At 74.7% G+C, this 20,451-nt stretch carries 17 protein-coding genes and 1 riboswitch; of the genes, 10 read left to right on the top strand and 7 right to left on the bottom strand.

Translation table 11 applies throughout. The features are described from left to right. Positions 1–85: 85 nt before the first annotated feature. The 3 genes from thiE to LIX60_RS24555 form a co-directional block, all read right to left on the bottom strand. Complete coding sequence (gene thiE / locus LIX60_RS24565; RefSeq protein WP_043469146.1) at positions 86–754, bottom strand: thiamine phosphate synthase; 669 nt, start codon at positions 752–754, stop codon at positions 86–88. Positions 755–1,102: 348 nt separating this feature from the next. Further along, positions 1,103–1,468: an Rv2175c family DNA-binding protein gene (locus LIX60_RS24560; protein ID WP_019706499.1), complete on the bottom strand. Its 366-nt coding sequence runs from the start codon at positions 1,466–1,468 to the stop codon at positions 1,103–1,105. Between the two features lie 66 nt (positions 1,469–1,534). Then, on the bottom strand, positions 1,535–2,776 hold the full coding sequence (locus LIX60_RS24555; RefSeq protein ID WP_265585745.1) for an NAD(P)/FAD-dependent oxidoreductase: 1,242 nt from the start codon (positions 2,774–2,776) through the stop codon (positions 1,535–1,537). A gap of 197 nt (positions 2,777–2,973) precedes the next feature. Beyond that, positions 2,974–3,086: riboswitch (TPP riboswitch) on the top strand. Here LIX60_RS24555 and thiO point away from each other — a divergent pair. From thiO to pknB, 4 genes are all read left to right on the top strand, one after another. Continuing rightward, positions 3,083–4,360, top strand: coding sequence for a glycine oxidase ThiO (thiO, locus tag LIX60_RS24550; protein ID WP_227960644.1), 1,278 nt, complete (start codon positions 3,083–3,085; stop codon positions 4,358–4,360). Its footprint overlaps the riboswitch before it by 4 nt. After that, positions 4,357–4,581 (top strand): sulfur carrier protein ThiS, encoded by a 225-nt coding sequence (thiS, locus tag LIX60_RS24545; protein WP_227960642.1) that lies wholly within the window; start codon positions 4,357–4,359, stop codon positions 4,579–4,581. The genes thiO and thiS overlap by 4 nt, the downstream gene beginning before the upstream one ends. Before the next feature lie 3 nt (positions 4,582–4,584). After that, positions 4,585–5,499: a thiazole synthase gene (locus LIX60_RS24540; RefSeq protein WP_227960640.1), complete on the top strand. Its 915-nt coding sequence runs from the start codon at positions 4,585–4,587 to the stop codon at positions 5,497–5,499. A gap of 369 nt (positions 5,500–5,868) precedes the next feature. After that, on the top strand, positions 5,869–7,887 hold the full coding sequence (gene pknB / locus LIX60_RS24535; RefSeq protein ID WP_227960639.1) for a Stk1 family PASTA domain-containing Ser/Thr kinase: 2,019 nt from the start codon (positions 5,869–5,871) through the stop codon (positions 7,885–7,887). Between the two features lie 66 nt (positions 7,888–7,953). Here pknB and LIX60_RS24530 read toward each other — a convergent pair whose 3' ends face one another. After that, entirely contained in the window at positions 7,954–8,445 is a 492-nt protein-coding gene (locus LIX60_RS24530) for an FBP domain-containing protein (RefSeq protein WP_227960638.1), read from the bottom strand. A 71-nt stretch (positions 8,446–8,516) separates the two neighbouring features. On the opposite strand from LIX60_RS24530, the gene LIX60_RS24525 reads away from it, so the two are divergent. From LIX60_RS24525 to LIX60_RS24515, 3 genes are all read left to right on the top strand, one after another. After that, positions 8,517–9,131, top strand: a complete 615-nt coding sequence (locus LIX60_RS24525; RefSeq protein ID WP_227960637.1) for a TetR/AcrR family transcriptional regulator — start codon at positions 8,517–8,519, stop codon at positions 9,129–9,131. Between the two features lie 117 nt (positions 9,132–9,248). Next, positions 9,249–10,433, top strand: coding sequence for a GDSL-type esterase/lipase family protein (locus LIX60_RS24520; RefSeq protein ID WP_227960636.1), 1,185 nt, complete (start codon positions 9,249–9,251; stop codon positions 10,431–10,433). A 106-nt stretch (positions 10,434–10,539) separates the two neighbouring features. Further along, on the top strand, positions 10,540–11,454 hold the full coding sequence (locus LIX60_RS24515) for a deoxyribonuclease IV (protein ID WP_227960635.1): 915 nt from the start codon (positions 10,540–10,542) through the stop codon (positions 11,452–11,454). Positions 11,455–11,519: 65 nt separating this feature from the next. Here the strand turns inward: LIX60_RS24515 and LIX60_RS24510 are convergent, their stop codons facing one another. Further along, complete coding sequence (locus tag LIX60_RS24510) at positions 11,520–12,146, bottom strand: sulfite oxidase-like oxidoreductase (protein WP_227960633.1); 627 nt, start codon at positions 12,144–12,146, stop codon at positions 11,520–11,522. Positions 12,147–12,366: 220 nt separating this feature from the next. Between LIX60_RS24510 and bfr the strand changes: the two genes are divergently transcribed. Beyond that, positions 12,367–12,867, top strand: coding sequence for a bacterioferritin (gene bfr / locus LIX60_RS24505; RefSeq protein ID WP_227960631.1), 501 nt, complete (start codon positions 12,367–12,369; stop codon positions 12,865–12,867). Positions 12,868–12,919: 52 nt separating this feature from the next. Here bfr and LIX60_RS24500 read toward each other — a convergent pair whose 3' ends face one another. Together LIX60_RS24500 and LIX60_RS24495 are read right to left on the bottom strand one after the other, a co-directional pair. Then, entirely contained in the window at positions 12,920–13,222 is a 303-nt protein-coding gene (locus tag LIX60_RS24500; RefSeq protein ID WP_227962906.1) for a bacterioferritin-associated ferredoxin, read from the bottom strand. Between the two features lie 177 nt (positions 13,223–13,399). Continuing rightward, positions 13,400–14,749, bottom strand: a complete 1,350-nt coding sequence (locus tag LIX60_RS24495) for a class II 3-deoxy-7-phosphoheptulonate synthase (protein WP_125626590.1) — start codon at positions 14,747–14,749, stop codon at positions 13,400–13,402. A 377-nt stretch (positions 14,750–15,126) separates the two neighbouring features. Here LIX60_RS24495 and LIX60_RS24490 point away from each other — a divergent pair, with 377 nt between their 5' ends. Beyond that, positions 15,127–17,970, top strand: coding sequence for a glycosyl hydrolase (locus LIX60_RS24490; RefSeq protein ID WP_227960628.1), 2,844 nt, complete (start codon positions 15,127–15,129; stop codon positions 17,968–17,970). Positions 17,971–18,376: 406 nt separating this feature from the next. Continuing rightward, positions 18,377–20,431: an anthranilate synthase family protein gene (locus tag LIX60_RS24485; RefSeq protein ID WP_227960626.1), complete on the top strand. Its 2,055-nt coding sequence runs from the start codon at positions 18,377–18,379 to the stop codon at positions 20,429–20,431. Positions 20,432–20,451: the final 20 nt, after the last annotated feature.

The following is a 20,451-nucleotide window of genomic DNA, read 5'->3' as shown; positions in this document are numbered from 1 at the left end:
CTGTCCAGCAGGCGGACAGCGGATCGCCGTGCGGCACGGGGCCGCCCGGCCTGCCGCCGCCCCTCGCGCCGGTACCGGCCGCGGGTCAGAGCGGGCGTTCGCGGAGCCTCCGGGCGAGGTCGGCGGTGGCCGCGGCCGGGTCGGCGGCCTCCGTGAGGGCACGGACCACCACCACACGCCGGGCTCCGGCGTCGAGCACCTGCTCCAGATTGCCCGCGTCGATCCCGCCGATGGCGAACCACGGGCGGCCGGTGCCGAGGGCCGCGGTGGAACGGACCAGGTCCAGGCCGGGGGCGGGCCGTCCGGGCTTGGTGGGGGTGGGCCAGCAGGGGCCGGTGCAGAAGTAGTCGGCGCCCGGCTCAGAGGCCGCCGCGGCGGCCTGGGCCCCGGAGTGGGTGGACCGGCCGATCAGCGGGCCGTCGCCGAGGACGGCACGGGCGGCCGGGACGGGCAGGTCTTCCTGGCCGAGGTGGAGGATGTCGGCGCCCGCGGCGTGGGCGATGTCGGCGCGGTCGTTGACGGCGAGCAGCTTGCCGTGGCGGCGGCAGGCGTCGGCCATGACCTCCAGGTGCTCCAGCTCCTCGCGGGCCTCGATGCCCTTGTCGCGCAGCTGCACGATGTCCACGCCGGAGGAGAGCACCTCGTCGAGGAACGCGGGCAGGTCGCCCTGGCGGGTGCGGGCGTCGGTGCACAGATAGAGCCGGGCACCGGCGAGCTGGGCGGCGGCTTCGGCGTGGGTGTGGGCGCGGGCCATGGCGGTCCCCCGTTTCGTCGGTGTACGGGCCCGGGTGCTCCGGGCCCGTACACCGTTGCGGTTGTTCAGGCGTGACGTGCTGTGGGCGTGCCGGTGTGCGCCCGGGCCCCGGACGGCGTGGGTCCGGACGGCGTGGCTCCGGCGGGCCGCCGGACGCGGACCGGTCGCAGGCCCGGGGCTGCGGGGCTCCCGGCGCACGGGGCGCCGCCGTCCCGGCGGCCGGGCCCGGCCGCCCGGTGCGGCACTCGGCCGCCGGCCGGCGGGCCGGCCCGGACCGTTTCCGGACCGGGCCGGCGCCGTGTCCGGCTTCGTGTGCGGCTCCGGGTCCGGCTTCGTGTCCGGCTCCGGTCAGACGGCGAGCGCCTGGGCGCGGCGCTTCACCTCCGTGCCGCGGTTCTCCCCCAGGGCCTGGGCCGGCGTGCCGGGCAGGCTCGGATCCGGGGTGAAGAGCCATTCCAGCATTTCCTCGTCGGTGAAGCCGTCGTCCCGCAGGAGCGTCAGCGTTCCGACGAGGCCCTTGATCACCTTGCCGTTCCCGATGAAGGCGGCCGGCACCTGGAGCACGCGGTTCTCGCCACGGCGCACCGCGATCAGCTGGCCCTCCCTGACCAGCTGCCGGACGCGGGTCACCTCCACGCCCAGGCGTTCGGCGACGTCGGGGAGGGTGAGCCAGTCGGAGACGAGCGCTTCGGTCTTCGTGTCAATCTCGGTCACAGGTCAAGCGTGCCATCCGGGACCGACACCCGGAAGCGCGGCACCGCCGGGCGGGCGCACACCCGCTCAGACGGCGGCCGACTTCAGCGGCACGGAGGGGTCGGCGGCCCGCTCCGGGTCGAGCCGCGCCGCCCGCTCGATCAGCCGGCGGCCCTGCGCGAGGTCGCGCGGCCGGCCCACGGCGAGCAGGGCCGTCAGCACCCCGTCCCGCAGCCAGCACACCGACCAGGAGGTGCCCGCCGGGTCACCGCGCCACAGCAGGCGCTCGCCGCCGGAGTGGTGGCCCGCGTACTGGAGGAAGCGGCCGAACTGCTCCGACCAGAAGTACGGCACCGGGTCGTACACGGGGGTCTCCTCGGCGCGGCGCGCGATGCGCGCGGCCACGGTGACCGGTCCCCGGAAGGCGTTGTCCCAGTGGTGGATCAGCAGCCGCTCGCCGTAGCGGGCGGAGGGGAAGGAGGCGCAGTCGCCGACCGCGTAGACGTCCGGCAGGGAGGTGCCCAGCCGCTCGTCGGCCCGTACGGAGCCGTCCGCGCCGAGCTCGACGCCGGAACCCGCCAGCCAGCCGGTGGCGGGCCGGGCGCCGATGCCGACGACAACGGCGTCCGCGCGGAGCCGGCTGCCGTCCCCGAGGAGGACGCCGCCGGACTCGACGGCGGCGACGCGGGTGCCGGTGAGGAGGCGGGCGCCCGCCTCCTCGTACCAGCCCGCCATGGGCGCGGTGACCTCGGCCGGGAGGGCGTCGGCCAGCGGGCGGCCGGTGGCCTCGACGACGGTGACGGGGCAGCCCGCCTCGCGTGCGGCGGTGGTGAGCTCGGCGCCGATCCAGCCCGCGCCGACGATGACGATCCGGCGGCCGGCGGCGAGCACCGGGCGCAGCCGTTCGGCGTCGTCGAGGGTGCGCAGCACGTGCACGCCGGGCGAGGTCTCGCTGCCGGGGAGGCCGATGGGATCGGCGCCGGTGGCGATGACGAGGTGGTCGTACGGGAGGACGGTGTCCCCGGCGACGACCAGCCGGTCGGCGGCGCGGAGCGCGTTCGCCGGGTGGCCGAGCAGCAATTCGACGTCCAGGGCGGCGAAGTCGATGCCGAGCGATGTGGCTCCGGCCGGACCGGTGGCCGCGCCGGCCGACGCGCCCCCCTCGGCACCGGCGGCCGCGTTCCCGCCGTGCCCGCCGTGCCCGCCCTGGAGTACCGCCTTCGACAACGGCGGCCGGTCGTACGGCGGGTGGCTCTCGGCGCCGAGCAGGGTGATGGCGCCCGGCCAGCCCTCCTCGCGGAGCGCGACCGCGGTCCGCGCCCCCGCCATGCCCGCGCCGACGATCACGACTCGCTCTGCTGTCCGCCTGTCCTCGCTCACGCGTTCACTCTAGGACCGCCCCGGCGGACACCGCGGGCGGTCCCCGGCGGCCGGGCCGCGCACGGGTCCCGCGCCCGGGCGGACGGCGGGCCCGCGACCCGGCCGGGCCTTACAGCGGTCGGCGCGGGGGCGTTAGGGTGGCGGGCACAAGCACTCGCGGGAGCCCGGAGGACCGGGCTGAGAGGGAGGCCGGACCGCCTCCGACCGTACGAACCTGATCCGGGTCATGCCGGCGAAGGGAGGAGCTGGACGCCCATGCACACATCACCGGGGAACGCGCACAGCTGCGCCGAGGGGCACGCGGGCGGAGGCGGGCGCGGAGCCGCCCGGCACACCCATGACGTACTGGTCGTCGGGGGCGGCATCATCGGCCTGGTCACCGCCTGGCGCGCGGCCCAGCGCGGCCTGGACACCGCCGTCGCCGACCCCGCTCCGGGCGGCGGTGCCGCGCAGGTGGCCGCCGGGATGCTGGCCGCCGTCTCCGAACTCCACTACGGCGAGCAGACGCTGCTGGGTCTCAACCTGGCCTCCGCCGCGCGCTATCCGGCGTTCGCGGCCGAGCTGGAGGAGGCGAGCGGCCAGGACATCGGTTACCGGGCCTGCGGCACCCTCGCGGTCGCCCTGGACGCCGACGACCGCGCCCACCTGCGCGAACTGCACGCCCTGCAACTGGCGTCCGGACTGGACGCGCAGTGGCTGACGGGCCGTGAGTGCCGGCGTCTGGAACCCATGCTGGCGCCGGGGGTGCGCGGCGGTCTGCGGGTGGACGGCGATCACCAGTGCGATCCGCGGCGGCTGGCGACCGCCCTGGTGCGCGCCTGTGAACGCGCGGGGGTCGTCTTCCACCGGCAGCGCGCCGGGCGGCTGTCCGTCTCGGCGGACCGCGCGACCGGCGCCGTCCTGGACGACGGCACCGGGGTCGCGGCGGGGCTGACCGTGCTGGCCGCCGGGAGCATGAGCGGACGGCTCCAGGGGATTCCGGAGGAGGTGCTGCCACCGGTGCGGCCGGTCAAGGGGCAGGTGCTGCGGCTGCGGGTGCCCGAGCGGTACGCGCCCTTCCTCTCCCGCACCGTACGGGCCGTGGTGCGCGGCGGACAGGTCTACCTGGTGCCGCGCGAGAACGGCGAACTGGTGATCGGTGCGACCAGTGAGGAACTCGGCTGGGACACCACCGTCACCGCGGGCGGGGTGTACGAACTCCTGCGCGACGCCCATGAGCTGGTGCCCGGTCTGACCGAACTGCCGCTCACCGAGACCCGCGCGGGCCTGCGCCCCTGCTCGCCCGACAACGCCCCGCTGCTCGGCCCGTCCGCACTGCCCGGCCTGCATCTGGCGACGGGCCACCACCGCAACGGTGTTCTCCTCACGCCGGTCACCGGGGACGCGATGGCCGAGGCGCTGGCCACCGGCGCGCTGCCGGAGGAGGCCCGCGCCTTCTCGCCGCTGCGGTTCGCGGGCGGCGCCGCAGCCACCGAAGCCACCGGCGCGGCCGGCGCCGCATCCGCTTCCGCACGACAGGAGCAGCCCGTATGACCGTCGACGTCAACACGACCGTGACCGTTTCCGTCAACGGGGCCTCCCGCGACCTGCCCGCCGGCACCACGCTGGACGCGCTGGTCGCCGGCTTCACCCGGGCCCGCACCGGGGTCGCCGCCGCCGTCAACGAGACCGTCGTCCCGCGCGGCGCCTGGCCCGCCACCCGGCTCGGCGCGGGCGACCGCGTCGAGATCCTCACCGCCGTCCAGGGAGGCTGACCCATGGCCGACACCACCGTGTACGACGGCACCGCGCACGCGGGCACCGCGCCCGCCGCGCCCGGCCCGTCCCCGGACGCGCCGCCCCCGTCCGCGACCGCGCCCTCGCCCGCTCACGAACCCGCCGCCGACCCGCTGGTCATCGCGGGGGTCCCGTTCGCGTCCCGGCTCATCATGGGCACCGGCGGCGCCTCCAGCCTGGACGTCCTGGAGCGCGCCCTCACCGCCTCCGGCACCGAGCTGACGACCGTCGCGATGCGCCGGCTGGACCCGACCGTGCAGGGCTCCGTCCTGTCCGTCCTGGACCGGCTCGGCATCCGCGCGCTGCCCAACACCGCGGGCTGCTTCACCGCCGGGGAAGCCGTCCTCACCGCCCGCCTCGCCCGTGAGGCGCTCGGCACGGACTGGGTAAAGCTGGAGGTGGTCGCCGACGAGCGCACCCTGCTGCCCGACCCGGTCGGCCTGCTGGACGCCGCCGAGACCCTCGTCGACGACGGCTTCACCGTCCTGCCCTACACCAACGACGATCCCGTGCTGGCGCGGCGGCTGGAGGAGGCGGGCTGCGCCGCGATCATGCCGCTGGGCTCCCCCATCGGCTCCGGGCTCGGCATCCGCAACCCGCACAACTTCCAGCTGATCACCGAGCGGGCCGGGGTGCCCGTCATCCTCGACGCGGGCGCGGGCACCGCCTCCGACGCGGCCCTGGCCATGGAGCTGGGCTGCGCCGCCGTGATGCTGGCCTCGGCGGTGACCCGCGCGCAGGAACCGGAGCTGATGGCGCACGCCATGCGGCACGCCGTGGAGGCGGGCCGGCTGGCGCACCGCGCGGGCCGCATCCCGCGCCGGCACTTCGCCGAGGCGTCCTCGCCCGCCGAGGGCCGCGCGGCGCTGGACCCGGAGCGGCCGGCCTTCGGCTGACGGGCTGACCGGCTGGCGGAGGGCGCGGCGGGCCCGGCCGGGGAACGGGAGGGACGGACGGCAGCGGGACGCGCCGGGCCGGGGGCGGCACCGGGCCCCGGCCCGCGCGGTTCCCGGTCCCGCCACCGCGACGGCACGGCCCCGGAGCCGTGACGGGACTCACGTCCGCCTCCGCGCCCGCCCGGCCCCTCGCCACCCGCCGCCGCCCCGCCCCCGTACGCCCCAACGGCCGCTCCCGGGGCGGCCGGTGCGGCCCCGCGCCCCGCCGCCCGCCGGTTTCCCACCCGCTGTCACATTCCGGTAGCAGTGCGGCCACGGGCGCCCCGGGGAGGGCCCGCACCGCGCGCCACGGCTCGTAGACTCACCAGCGTGGATACGACCCTGCAGGACCCCTCCCCCGGCCCGCGCCGGGAGGACCCGCTGGTCGGGCAGGTGCTCGACGGCCGCTACCGGATCGACGCGCGGATCGCCACCGGCGGTATGGCCACCGTCTACCGGGGTCTCGACACCCGGCTCGACCGTGTGCTCGCGCTCAAGGTGATGCACCCGGGGCTCGCGGCCGACGCCGCCTTCGTCGAGCGGTTCATCCGCGAGGCGAAGGCCGTGGCACGGCTCGACCACCCCAATGTCGTCGGGGTGTACGACCAGGGCGACGACGGCACCCATGTCTTCCTCGCCATGGAGTACGTCGCCGGGTGCACCCTGCGCGACGTGCTGCGCGAGCGCGGGGCGCTCCGCCCCCGGGCCGCCCTGGACATCCTGGAGCCCGTGCTCGCCGCGCTCGGCGCCGCGCACCTCGGCGGGCTCGTCCACCGCGACATGAAGCCGGAGAACGTGCTGATCGGCGACGACGGCCGGGTCAAGGTCGCCGACTTCGGCCTGGTGCGGGCCGTGGACACGGACACCACCGCCTCCCCGGGCACCCTGCTCGGCACGGTCTCGTATCTCGCCCCCGAGCAGATCGAGCACGGCACCGCCGACCCCCGCGTCGACGTCTACGCCTGCGGCATCGTGCTGTACGAGATGCTGACGGGAGCCAAGCCGCACGCCGGCGGCACCCCCGCCCAGGTGCTCTACCAGCACCTCCACGAGGACGTACCGCCGCCGTCGGCCGCCGTGCCCGGCCTGGCCCCCGGGCTGGACCGCCTGGTGTGCGACGCCACCGCCCGCACCCCCGCGGCGCGCCCGGCGGACGCGGCCGCGATGCTCGCGGCGGTCCGGGAGGTGCGCGCCGGGCTCACCGGCGCCGAGCTGGACGCCCTGCCGCCGCAGGCCCTGACGCCCGCGGCCGCGGGCAGCGAGGACCGTACGAGCGTGCTGCCCCGCACCCGCGCCGCGGCGGCCGCGGCGGGCTCCCCGGACCGGGGCGGGCCCCGCCGGGAGCCGTACGAGAGCACCGCCGCCCTGCACCGCGAGGACGGCCTGGAGCGCACCAGCCGGCTGGAGGTGCCGCCGCCGGGCGCGCCGGGGCCCGGGTCCTCCGCCGTCCCCACCGCGCCCGCCGGCCGCGCGCTGCGGCGCCGGCGGCTGCTGCCGCTGATCACCGCCGGGCTGCTGCTCCTGGGCAGCGTCCTGGGGGTCTGGTACATCAACTCGGGCCAGTTCACCCGGGTCCCGGGGGTGCTGGGCGAGCCGCGGGCCGCGGCCGAGAAGACCCTGCGCTCCGCCGGGCTGGACGTCGAGGTGAAGGAGGGGTTCAGCGACGTCGTGGAGCGCGGCCGCGTGATCAGCACCGACCCGGAGCGCGGCGCCCGCATCCGCGACAGCCGCACGGTCACGCTCCTCGTCTCCAAGGGCCCGGACGTGGTGGAGATCCCGGATCTGCGGGGCGTGCCGCTGGGGAAGGCCGAGGACCGGCTCAAGGAGCTGGGCCTGGTGCCCGGCGTGGTCACGGAGACGTTCCACGACACGGTCGCCCGGGGCGCGGTGGTCTCCACCCGCCCGAAGGCGGGCACCGAGAGGAAGCCCGACACGGCCGTCGCCCTCACCGTCTCCCGGGGCGAGCCCGTGGAGACGCCCGGCGTGACCGGCGAACCGGCGGGCGACGCCCGGCAGACGCTGGAGGACGCGGGCCTGAAGGTGCGGATCGCCCCGGAGCGGGTCTTCTCCGAGGAGGAGAAGGGCGCGGTGGCCGAGCAGTCACCGGCCGAGGGCGCCACCCTCGCGCAGGGCGACACGGTCACGCTCACCCTGTCCCGGGGGCCCGAGATGATCGTGGTGCCGGACGTCGAGGGCGCCGACGCCGAGGAGGCCCGCAGCGAGCTGGAGGAACTGGGCTTCGATGTGAAGATCCGCCGGTTCTTCTTCGGTGACACGGTCTTCGACCAGTCGGTCGACGCGGGCGACGAGGCGCCGAAGGGCAGCACGATCACGCTCCGCGTCCGGTAGGGGCGTTCACCCCGGGGAAGTCCGCGGTTCGCGGTGTCCCCCGGCGGCGGGCCGCCGGTCCCGGGGTCAGGCGGTGACCCTGGCGACGAACGCCGAGAGGTTCGCCACGGTCCGCAGGATCTTCTCCTCCGTGGTGAGCGTCTCGTGGAGCCGCGCGCCGGGGCCGGGGTCCTTCCGGCCCCGTACATAGAGCGAGCAGGCGAGGTCGCCGCACAGGTATATGCCCACCGAGTCGCCCTGCCGGCCGGCCTTCCCCGCCTTCGGCGCGACCATCAGGGAGACGCCCCCGGTGTGGGTGGTCACGCACACCGAGCACATGCTGCGCCGCGCCGTCCGGGAGGAGGCGCGGGAGCCGCGCAGCGCGAGGGCCCGCGGACGGCCGTCCAGCTCGGCGACGAGGTAGGCGCGGTCGGGAGCCAGCGGGTCCCGCCAGCCGAGGTAGTCCAGGTCTTCCCAGGGGCGGTCGCCCAGGTCACGGGGGACGGACAGGCGCTTCGCCTCGCCCTTGGTGCAGTTCACGAACGCGGCACGGATCTCTCGCTCGGTCAGCGGTTTCATATAAGACACGCTAATTTGGCTAAGGCTATTAGGCAAATGCATAATGGCTGACGGAACAGAGGAGGAGGGACATGGCACGCGCAGGACTGAGCGCCGAGCGCCTGACCCGGGCGGGAGCGGAACTGGCCGACGAGGCCGGGTTCGACGCGGTGACCCTCTCGGCGCTCGCCCGGCGGTTCGACGTCAAGGTGGCGAGTCTGTACTCGCACGTGAAGAACTCCCGGGACCTCCGGACGAGGATCGCCCTCCTCGCCCTGGAGGAACTCGCCGACCGGGGCGCCGCGGCCCTGGCCGGACGGGCCGGGAAGGACGCCCTGGCCGCCCTGGGAGACGTCTACCGCGACTACGCCCGGGAACATCCCGGCCGTTACGCCGCGGCCCAGCTGCGGCTCGACCCCGGGACGGCCGCCGCGAGCGCCGGCCCCCGGCACTCCGGGATGACGCGGGCGGTCCTGCGCGGCTACGACCTGACGGAGCCGGACCAGACGCACGCCGTCCGGCTGCTGGGCAGCGTCTTCCACGGCTTCGTCACCCTGGAGACGGGCGGAGCGTTCAGCCACAGCGCGCCCGGACCGCAGGACACCTGGCCGAGGATCCTGGACGCCCTCGACGCCCTGCTGCGGAACTGGCCCGCACCCCCGGCCCCCTCCCCCGCACCTCGGCCCGCACCTCCGCCCGCGCCCTGACCCCGGCCGGAGCCCGCACCGCCCGGGGGACGGACCGCCGCCGGGATGGACCGCCGCCGGTGCGGACGCCCTCCGCTCGGCGACGACGCCCCCGTATCCCCCTCAGCGAGGTCTGCCATGCCCACCGAGCACCCCTGGATCACCACCCCCGTCACGGCGGACCTGCTGCGCGGCGCCCTCGACCTGGAGCGCACCGAGCACGGCCTGCTCCCGCACCGGCTGCCGGCCCGGGCCCGTGCCCAGTGCGCCGACGGGCAGCTGGCCCTGGCCGAGTCCCAGCCCTCGGGCGTCCGGCTGGCCTTCCGCACCCGGGCCACCGCCGTCGAGCTGGACACCCTGCCCACCAAACGCGTCCACAACGGCGCCCCGCCCCGCCCGGACGGCCTGTACGACCTGCTCGTCGACGGCCGCCCGGCCGGGCGGGCAAGCGTCACGGGCGGCAACACGCTGTTCATCGACATGGCCACCGGGAGCGCCGAGAAACGGCCCGGCCCGGCCGGCACCGCCCGCTTCACCGGCCTGCCCGGCGGCGTCAAGGACGTCGAGATCTGGCTGCCGCACAACGAGACCACCGAACTCGTCGCCCTGCGCACCGACGCCCCCGTCGAGCCCTTGCCGGCCGGGAACCGCAGGGTGTGGCTGCACCACGGGAGTTCGATCAGCCACGGCTCCGACGCCGCGAGCCCCACCACCACCTGGCCGGCGCTGGCCGCCTCGCTCGGCGGCGTGGAACTGATCAATCTGGGGCTGGGCGGCGGCGCCCTGCTCGACCCGTTCACCGCCCGCGCCCTGCGCGACACCCCCGCGGATCTGATCAGCGTCAAGATCGGCATCAATCTCGTCAATACGGACCTGATGCGGCTGCGGGCCTTCGGCCCCGCGGTGCACGGCTTCCTCGACACCGTCCGCGAGGGCCACCCCACCGTGCCGCTGCTGGTCGTCTCCCCCGTGCTGTGCCCCATCCACGAGGACACCCCCGGCCCCAGCGCGCCGGACCTCAGCCGGCTCGCCGAGGGAGAACTCGGGTTCCGGGCCCTGGGCGACCCCGCCGAGCGCGCCGCCGGAAAGCTGACGCTGCGCGTCATCCGGGAGGAGCTGAGCCGCCTCGTGGAGCAGCGGGCCGCCGAGGACCCGAACCTGCGGTATCTCGACGGCCGCGCGCTCTACGGCGAGGCGGACGCCGCCGAGCTGCCGCTGCCCGACCGGCTCCACCCGGACGCCGCCACGCACCGCCGCATCGGCGAACGCTTCGCCGCTCTCGCCTTCACCCAGGGAGGCCCGTTCGCCGCCGGGCGCGCCTGAACCGGCGTCCCCGGTCCGGCGGGGAGGAGCCCGGCCGGGGACGGCGAACCCGCAGGCCGGTCGGCCCGGCCGCCGGTCCGCTCCGGCCGCCTGGCACCCTGGAGGGGTGAGCGCCCCGTACGTCCCCGCCCCGGCCCCCTCCCCCGCCCGCGCCCGGAATCCCGTGGGCAGCCATGTCCGTGTGGCCGGCGGGCTCGCCGCGCGGGGGCTGGCCCATGCCCGGGAGATCGGCGCCGAGTCCCTGCAGGTGTTCGTCGCCAATCCGCGCGGCTGGGCGACCCCGGCGGGCTCCCCGGCGCAGGACGAGGCGTTCCGCGCCGCCTGTGCCGCCGAGGCGCTGCCCGCGTACGTGCACGCTCCCTATCTCATCAACTTCGGCTCGCACACCGAGGCGACCACCGAGCGCTCCGTCCGGTCCCTGCGGCATTCGCTCCGGCGCGGCCGGGCGATCGGCGCGCTGGGCGTCGTCGTCCACACCGGCTCGGCCACCGGGGGCCGGGACCGCGCCACGGCGCTCGCCCAGGTACGGGAGCGGGTGCTGCCGCTGCTGGACGAGCTGACGCACGACGACGACCCGTGGCTGCTGCTGGAGCCGACCGCCGGCCAGGGCGCCTCGCTCTGCGCGCTCGCCGAGGACCTGGGCCCGTACTTCGACGCGCTCGACCGCCATCCGCGGCTCGGTGTCTGCCTGGACACCTGCCACGCCTTCGCCGCCGGGCACGACCTGGCGGCACCGGGCGGCACCAAGGCGCTGCTGGACGAGCTGGTGGACACGGTCGGCCCGGGCCGGCTGAAGCTGATCCACGCCAATGACTCCAAGGACGTCACCGGCGCGCACAAGGACCGGCACGAGAACATCGGCAGGGGCCGCATCGGTGCGGAGCCGTTCCGCGAGCTGTTCACGCACCCGGCGGCCGAGAGCGTACCGCTGGTCATCGAGACCCCCGGCGGCCAGGAGGGGCACGCGGCGGACGTGGCCCTGCTCAAGGAACTCCGGGACGGCGGCGGCTCCGGCTCGTAGCGGGGGCGCGGCGTGCGGTCCCGCGCGGACGGCCCCGGCCCGCGGCGGGCGAACGGCCGGCGGCGCTACAGCTCCGGGCCCTCGCCCGGTTCCTCCTGGTAGGAGTAGCGCTGTTCGCGCCAGGGGTCACCCAGGTTGTGGTAGCCCCGCTCCTCCCAGAAGCCGCGGCGGTCGGTGGTCATGTACTCGATGCCCCGGAGCCACTTGGGCCCCTTCCAGCCGTACAGGTGCGGCACGATCAGCCGTACCGGGAAGCCGTGCTCGGCGGTGAGGAGCTCGCCGTCCTTGTGGGTGGCCAGGATGGTCCGTTCGGAGGCGAAGTCGGAGAGCCGCATATTGGCGCTGTAGCCGTACTCCGCCCAGGCCATGACATGGGTGACGGCGGGCGCGGGCGGCGCGAGGTCCAGCAGCGTCCGGGCGGCGACACCGCCCCATTCCGCGTCCGTCATGGAGAACTTGGTGACGCAGTGGAGGTCGGCGGTGACCGTCGTGTAGGGCAGCGCCGAGAATTCCTCGTGGTTCCAGCGGTCCCGGCCGGCCGGGTCGGCCAGGGCGCCGAAGATCCGGAATTCCCAGCGCTCGGGTCTGAACTTGGGCACCGGCCCGTAGTGGGTGACCGGCCAGCCGCGTTGCAGCCGCTGGCCGGGAGGAAGGACCGACTGTTCCCCTTCGCGGCTTTCCGGCTGACCCATGGGGTCCATGGTGACAGACCCCGGCAGCGGATCGTGACCGGGGCCGGGATGAAGCGGATGAATTCGGGTTAGTGGTGACTTACTGGATCAATCCTCGCGGCGGTGCGAGGATGCGCCGGGCCGACGAACAGCGCACTCAGCCCGTTCGCTCCGTTCACACCGCTCACCCCAGTTCATTCCGTTCAGTCCGTTTCACCCGGATGGTGAAGGAGCCACCGCGATGCAGGGCGACCCCGAGATCATCGAGATCCTCAACGAACAGCTGACCGCCGAGCTGACCGCGACCAACCAGTACTTCCTGCACTCCAAGAAGCAGGAGCACAACGGCTGGGTGAAGCTCGCCGCGTACACCCGCGCCGAGTCCTTCGACGAGATGAAGCACGCCGAGGCGCTCACCGACCGCATCCTCTTCCTGGAGGGCCTGCCGAACTACCAGCGGCTCTTCCACGTACGGATCGGCGAGACGGTGAGCGAGATGTTCCGGGCCGACCGGGAGGTGGAGGTCGAGGCCATCGACCGGCTGCGGCGCGGCATCGAGATCATGCGGTCCAAGGGCGACATCACCTCGGCCAACCTCTTCGAGACGATCCTCGCCGACGAGGAGAACCACATCGACTACCTGGACACCCAGCTCGATCTGATCGAGAAGCTGACGGAGCCGCTCTATCTCGCCCAGCTCATCGACCCGGCCGAGGAGTCGGGCCAGGCGAGCACGGGCTGAGGGGCAGGAGCGGTACGGGCCCGGGCGGCCGTACCGCCGGGCGGGGATCCGCTCAGGCGGCCTCGGCGGCCCGCGCGGAGCGGGCGGACCGCACCGCCTGTGCGGCGGCGAGGACCACCGGGGCGACGGACGGGACCGCCGCGGTGGACGGCGCGGTGGACGACGCGATGGCTGCCGCCTCCCGGGCCCCGGGTGCGGCGCCCCGCCCCAGCAGCGCCTGGATGCGCCGCACACAGCCGCCGCAGTCGGTGCCCGCCTTGCAGGCGGAGGCGATCCGGCGCGGTGTGCAGGCCCCGGCGTCCGCGTGCTCGCGCACTTCCCGCTCGGTGATGCCGAAACAGGAGCAGACGTACACGCGGTTCACCTCCAACAGGCGGCCGGGCCGGCCGGTCGCGGAAAGTCAGGTAAACCTTACCTTACCCAGCAGGGGCCGGGGCGCACAACGCGAGGGGCGCGGATCTCTGTGATCCGCGCCCCTCGCGTATGCCCTCCGCCCGGATGCGCGCCCCCGCGCCGCTCCCGGGCTCCGGCCTCACTGCTCCCGGTACATCTCCGCGACGAGGAAGGCCAGGTCCAGCGACTGGCTGCGATTGAGCCGCGGGTCGCAGGCCGTCTCGTACCGCTGGTGCAGATCGTCCACGAAGATCTCGTGGCCGCCGCCGACGCACTCGGTGACGTCGTCGCCGGTGAGCTCTATGTGGATGCCGCCCGGGTGGGTGCCGAGGCCCTTGTGGACCTCGAAGAAACCCTTGACCTCGTCCAGCACGTCGTCGAAGCGGCGGGTCTTGTGCCCGGACGCCGCCTCGAAGGTGTTGCCGTGCATCGGGTCGGAGGCCCAGACCACCTGAGCGCCGGAGGCGGTGACCTTCTCCACCAGGTTCGGCAGCTTGTCGCGGATCTTGTCCGCGCCCATGCGGGTGATGAAGGTCAGCCGGCCCGGCTCGCGCTCCGGGTCGAGCCGGTCGATCAGCGCCAGCGCGTCCTCGGGCGTCGTGGACGGACCGAGCTTGACGCCGACGGGGTTGCGCACCCGGGAGGCGAACTCGATGTGCGCCCCGTCGAGCTGCCGGGTCCGCTCGCCGATCCAGATCATGTGGCCGGAGACGTCGTAGAGCTCCCCGGTCCGGGAGTCGGTGCGGGTCAGCGCCGACTCGTAGTCGAGGATCAGCGCCTCGTGCGAGGAGTAGAACTCGACGGTCTTGAACTCCTCCGGGTCCGCGCCGCAGGCGTTCATGAAGTTCAGCGCCCGGTCGATCTCCCGGGCCAGCGCCTCGTAGCGCTGCCCGGACGGGGAGTTCTTCACGAAGTCCTGGTTCCAGGCGTGCACCTGGCGCAGGTCGGCGTAGCCGCCGGTGGTGAAGGCGCGCACGAGGTTCAGCGTCGAGGCGGAGGCGTGGTACATCCGCTTCAGCCGCTCCGGGTCCGGGACCCGGGCCTTCTCGGTGAACTCGAAGCCGTTGACGGAGTCGCCCCGGTACGTGGGCAGGGTCACGCCGTCCCGGGTCTCGGTCGACTTGGACCGCGGCTTGCTGTACTGGCCGGCGATCCGGCCCACCTTGACGACCGGCACGGAGCCGGCGTAGGTGAGCACGGCCCCCATCTGGAGGAGCGTCTTCAGCTTGTTGCGGATCTGGTCCGCACCCACGGCGTCGAACGCCTCGGCGCAGTCACCGCCCTGGAGCAGGAACGCCTCACCCCTGGCGACGGCACCCAGCTGGGCCCGCAGCTGGTCGCACTCGCCGGCGAAGACGAGCGGAGGATAGGACTCGAGGTCCGCGATCACATCGCGCAGAGCCTCGGAGTCGGGCCACTCGGGCTGCTGCGCCGCGGGCAGGTCTCGCCAGGTGTTGACACCGGCGGTGGATTCAGCGTTCACGGTCACGGCGTCAACCCTACGACGCCCGGCCCCGCCGCCGGCCCCGCGCCCGGAATCTGAGACGGAATCCCTCTCCTCCCGTCGCGGGCGTTCGCGCCGCTTTGTGAGAGCGGAGGCCCGGCCGCCGCCCGCCGGGACTCCAGAAGCCGAAGGACGCCGTCCGTTCCCGGCCGCCCCTTCCGCGGGCCCGCCGGCCGTGACCGCGACGGCCCGTACCCGCACCGGCCTGCGGTGACTCCGCACCGCGAGGAGGCGGTCACCGCACGGCCCGGGCGGCCGGCCTCCACACCCCCGCATCCCGGACTGCTTCAAGTATTGACGGTGTACCGACAGCTCTCTACGTTGACGGCATTCTTTGAGAGCGCTCTCAAAAAGGAGAGTCCATGCGTCTTCGCAGAATCATGGCCGTCACCACGGCCGCCGCCTTAACCGCGACGGGCCTCGTCGCGGCCGGGGCGGGCAGCGCCTCCGCCGCCACCGTCCCCGTCGGCCGGGGCAGTTACAGCGACACCCGGCCCGCCGGCGCGGAGGGACCGCAGAACAACAGCGGTGCCCCCGTCGCCCCCAAGGTCACGGCCGCCGCCGCGGACCGTCCCGTGCCGACCAACGACTGGTGGTCCTCCCTGGCCTTCCAGCGCTTCGCGGACAACCCGTACTCCGAGAACATGTACGGCCACCCCCTCACATACAAGGCGGTCTCCGGCGGGCTGGAGGTCGGTTACCCCACCGCCTCGGCGATCGTCGGCGACGGCCGCCAGTACGAGTTCCCGCACCAGCGGGACCTCACCGTCGGCCTCGAAGGACTCAACTCCCCCGACGCCAAGGCCCATGACTGGAGCGACTGGACCGTCACCCCCCAGTGGTCCGACGGCTCCCGGACGTTCCGCGCCACCATCGGCCACGGCATGCCCTTCGTCTACGCCCAGGGCAGCGGCGGCGCCGCGCGGATCACCACCGCGAGCGCGCCCGAGGTCTTCGCCGACGACGGCAACGTGCTCGGCGTGACCGTCGCCGGCCACCACTACGCCCTCTTCGCGCCCACCGGCAGCGACTGGACGGTCTCGGGGAACGACATCCGGGCCGGCCTGGGCTCCAAGGACTACTTCTCGCTGGCCGTCCTGCCCCGCACCGGCGCCCTGGCGGACTACCGCGCCTACGCCTTCAGCTTCGTCACCGGCTCCAAGGCGACCTGGGACTACGACGAGAAGGCCGGCACGGTGCGCGCCGGCTACACCCTCACCACCACCGCCAAGGAGGGCACGGAGACCGGGACCCTCCAGGCCCTCTACCGCCACCAGTGGCTGCACGCCACCGACCCGCTCACCCCGTACACCTACGTCTCGCCGCGCGGCACGATGAAGGTGCGCGAGGGCAGGAGCTTCACCACCGAGCAGAAGGTGACCGGCGTCCTGCCCGGTCTGCCGAAGACCTCCGGGCCCGACACGGCCCGGCTCAGGGCGTACCTGAACGAGGCGGTGAACGCGGGCGATCCGTTCAGCGGCGCCCGTGACACGTACTGGACCGGCAAGGCCCTGGGCAAACTCGCCCAGCTCGTCCCCATCGCGGAGCAACTGGGGGAGACGGCCGCCCGGGACAAGCTGCTGGAGCTGATCAAGGGCCGGCTGGAGGCGTGGTTCACCGCCGGCGGGGAGGCCGAGTTCTCCTACGACGCCCAGTGGCGCACCCTCACCGGCTACCCCGCCTCCTACGGCAGCGACAAGGAACTCAACGACCACCACTTCCACTACGGCTACTACGTGCTGGCGGCCGCCGTCGTCGCCCAGCACGACCCCGGGTGGGCCGCGGACTCCGCCTGGGGCGGCATGGTCGACCTGCTGGTGCGGGACACCGCCAACCCCAGCCGGACCGACGCCATGTTCCCCTTCCTGCGCGGCTTCGACGTCTACGCCGGGCACAGCTGGGCCGCCGGGCACGCGTCCTTCGCGGCCGGCAACAACCAGGAGTCGTCCTCCGAGTCGGTCAACCTCAGCGCCGGACTCGTCCTGTGGGGTTCGGCGACCGGCAACACCTCGCTGCGCGACCTCGGCGTCCATCTCCTCACCACCGAGTCCGAGGCCATCGCCCAGTACTGGTTCGACGCCGACGAGGAGGTCTACCCCGGCGACTACACCCACGACGCCGTCGGCATGGTGTGGAGCAGCGGCGCCGCCTACGCCACCTGGTGGACCGCCAACCCCGAGGAGATCCACGGCATCAACGTCCTCCCCGTGACGGGCGGTTCGCTCCACCTGGCCCGGGAGAAGGACGCCATCCGGCGCAGCATCGCCGAGATGGAGCGGGAGAACGGCGGCCCGGCCGCGGAGTGGCGCGACGTGCTGTGGGAGTTCCAGGCCCTGGCCGACCCGGCGAAGGCCAAGGCCGCCTGGGACGCCACCGGTGGCGCCTACACCCCGGAGGACGGCGAGACCAAGGCCCACACCTACCACTGGATCAGCACCCTCGACGCGATCGGGGCACCCGACACCTCGGTCACCGCCGACAGCCCCACCGCCGCCGTGTTCGCCAAGGGCGGCAGCCGCACCTACGCCGCCCGCAACGACACCGGCACCGCCCGGACGGTCACCTTCTCCGACGGCGCCGTGCTCAACGTCCCCGCCCACTCCTCCGCCTCCGGCAACGGATCCGACACCCCGCTGCCCGGCGACCCGGACCCCACCCCCACCGATCCCGAGCCCACCCCCACCGACCCGGAGCCGACCCCGACCGACCCGTCCCCCTCGCCGGTGACCGGTGACACCTTCCATCTGCGACCGGGCGGAACCCTCTCCACCACCGCGGCCACGTCCCCGGCGACCGACACCATCCCCTCCGCCGAGGGGGGCAACTACGACGGCGTCCCGCACCGGCCCCTGGTGTACGAGGTGCGGAACGTCAACGGCACCGTGAAGGGCGGCGCCTCCACCGATTTCCGCCTCAAGGTGGACGCCGGCATCCACGTCGGCCTCGGCCAGCAGGTCCGGATCTCCTACGACCTGACCGGCGACGGTTCCTTCGACCGCGTGGAGACGTACCGCTACTTCGCCACCGACCCCCTCCCCGGCTACGAGGACTACACCCCCGCCCGCACCGGACTGCTCTCCTCCTCCGGCACCCTGGGCGACCTCCGGGGAGGGACCGTCCGCGCCGAGGTCTGGGGCGCCATCGGCAAGGCCCCGGCCACGCTCCAGGTCGGCACCGGATCGGTCCTGACCATCCCCTTCGAGTAGCACGGCCGCCCGGCGCCCCCACGGCACCGGGCCTGCGTCGAGCGTCCGGGATCACCCGATGTCAGGCGGGTGATCCCGGCCCCGGCGCCGCCGTGCTGCTCCGCGACCGGCATGACCGCCGCGGCCACTGCGACGCAGCGCATGGCACGGCCGGGGGTTCGGGCCCGCACACCCGCCGGGCCCGCGCTCCCGTGGCGGGAACGGAGCGGTGCGGCCGGGGGCCGTTCGGGTAGGGTGGCGGCCATGTTCGCGCCTCTGCACCAGAACTGGTGGTGGCCCGCTGATACGGCGGCCCACCTCCTCGCGCGCACCCACTGAACCTCTTACGCGAAGGCCGCCTCCCGGGGCGGCCTTCGGCGTTCGACGGACGGCCGTCCCTCCGCAGATCCGGAAGGAACCGCCCGTCATGGAACGATCACCCGGCACCGCCCGCGTCCCCGCCTCCCCCGGTCCCGCCTCCCGTCCCTCCCCCACCGCTCCGGGGTCAGCCGACTTCCTGGAGTCCCCCGCCGCCATCGTGGCCCGGCTGCTGAGCCCGGGCTGCCCGCCGTTCGCGCTGCTGCGCCGCAACGCGCCGGGACGGGACGAGGACGTGGTCGAGGTCCTCACCGGCCCCGTCGAGCATGTCGAACGGCTGGCCGACATCCCGCTCGGCGAGGGGCCGGCCGCGGACGGACGGCCCGTCACCGACGCGCTCGCCCTCATCCCGTTCCGGCAGATCCGCGAGCGCGGCTTCGACGTGCGGGACGACGGGACACCGCTGGCCGTCCTCCGCCCCGAGCGCACCCTCGAACTGCCGCTCCCCGCACTCCTGGACGCCCTGCCCCGCCATCCCGTACGGGTCGGGAACGGGTCCTTCGACGTGACCGACGACGCCTACGCGGAGATCGTGGAGCGCGTCGTCCGGGACGAGATCGGCCGCGGCGAGGGCGCCAACTTCGTCATCCGCCGCACCTTCCGCGGCGAGATCCCCGGCTACGGCCCCGCCGACGCGCTCGCCCTCTTCCGTCGGCTGCTCGCCGGGGAGCGCGGCGCCTACTGGACCTACGCCGTGCACACCGGCGAGCGCACCCTCGTCGGGGCGAGCCCGGAGGCGCATGTGCGGATGTCCGGCGGAACGGTCGTGATGAACCCGATCAGCGGCACCTACCGCTACCCGCCCGGCGGGCCGGACGCCGAGGGCCTGCTGCGCTTCCTGCACGACCGCAAGGAGGTGGAGGAGCTGTCCATGGTCGTGGACGAGGAGCTGAAGATGATGTGCACCGTCGGCGACCGGGGCGGCGCCGTCATCGGCCCGCGGCTCAAGGAGATGGCGCATCTCGCGCACACCGAGTACGAGTTGCGCGGCCGCAGCTCGCTGGACGTGCGGGACGTGCTGCGGGAGACCATGTTCGCGGCGACGGTCACCGGCTCGCCGGTGCAGAACGCCTGCCGCGTCATCGAGCGGTACGAACCCGTGAGCCCGCACGACACGGACGGCCGCGGCCGCGGCTACTACGCGGGCGCGCTCGCGCTCATCGGACGGGACGCGGGCGGCGCGCAGACCCTGGACTCCCCCATCCTCATCCGGACCGCCGACATCGCGCCCGACGGCCGGCTGCGGGTGCCGGTCGGCGCCACCCTCGTCCGCCACTCCGACCCGCGGAGCGAGGTTGCCGAGACGCACGCCAAGGCGGCCGGCGTCCTCGCCGCGCTGGGCGTGCTCGCCGCGCCGGACCGCCCGGGCGCGGCCGCGCCACCGCGGCTCGCGGACGATCCGCGGGTGCGGGCGGCGCTCGACGCCCGCCGCGCCGGGCTGGCGCCGTTCTGGCTGCGGATGCGGACCGCGGAGGAAGGGACCGGCGCCGACGCCCCGCACGGCCCGGCCCTCGCCGGTCTCCACGCCCTGGTCGTCGACGGCGAGGACACCTTCACCGCCATGCTGGCGCATCTGCTGCGCTCCACCGGTCTCGCGGTGACCGTACGGCGCTACGACGAGCCGGGGCTGCGCGAGGCGGCGCTCTCCCACCGCGGCCCCGTCGTCCTCGGCCCGGGTCCGGGGAACCCGGCCGACACCGCCGATCCCAAGATGCGCTTGCTGCGCGCCCTGGCCGCCGATCTGGTGCGGGACCACCGGCACGGGCTGCTGGGCGTCTGCCTCGGCCACGAACTGCTCGCCGCCGAACTGGGGCTGGAGATCGCCCGGAAGGACGTGCCGTACCAGGGCGCGCAGGAACGGATCGACTTCTTCGGCCGCCGGGAGACCGTCGGCTTCTACAACACCTTCACCGCGCGCTGCGAGGAGGCGGCGGAACGGGAGCTGGCCCTGCACGGCGTGGAGCTGAGCCGCGATCCGGCCACCGGCGACGTCCACGCGCTGCGCGGTCCCGGCTTCGCGGGGGTGCAGTTCCACCCGGAGTCGGTGCTGACGCTCGACGGGACGTCCCTCGTCGCCGGCCTTCTGGCGGCCGTGCGCGTGTAGACGGCGCCGGGGCGGCGGTG

Source organism: Streptomyces sp. S07_1.15, from assembly GCF_020739505.1.
Lineage (GTDB): Bacteria > Actinomycetota > Actinomycetes > Streptomycetales > Streptomycetaceae > Streptomyces > Streptomyces xinghaiensis.
This window is presented reverse-complemented; position numbering and strand designations above follow the sequence as displayed.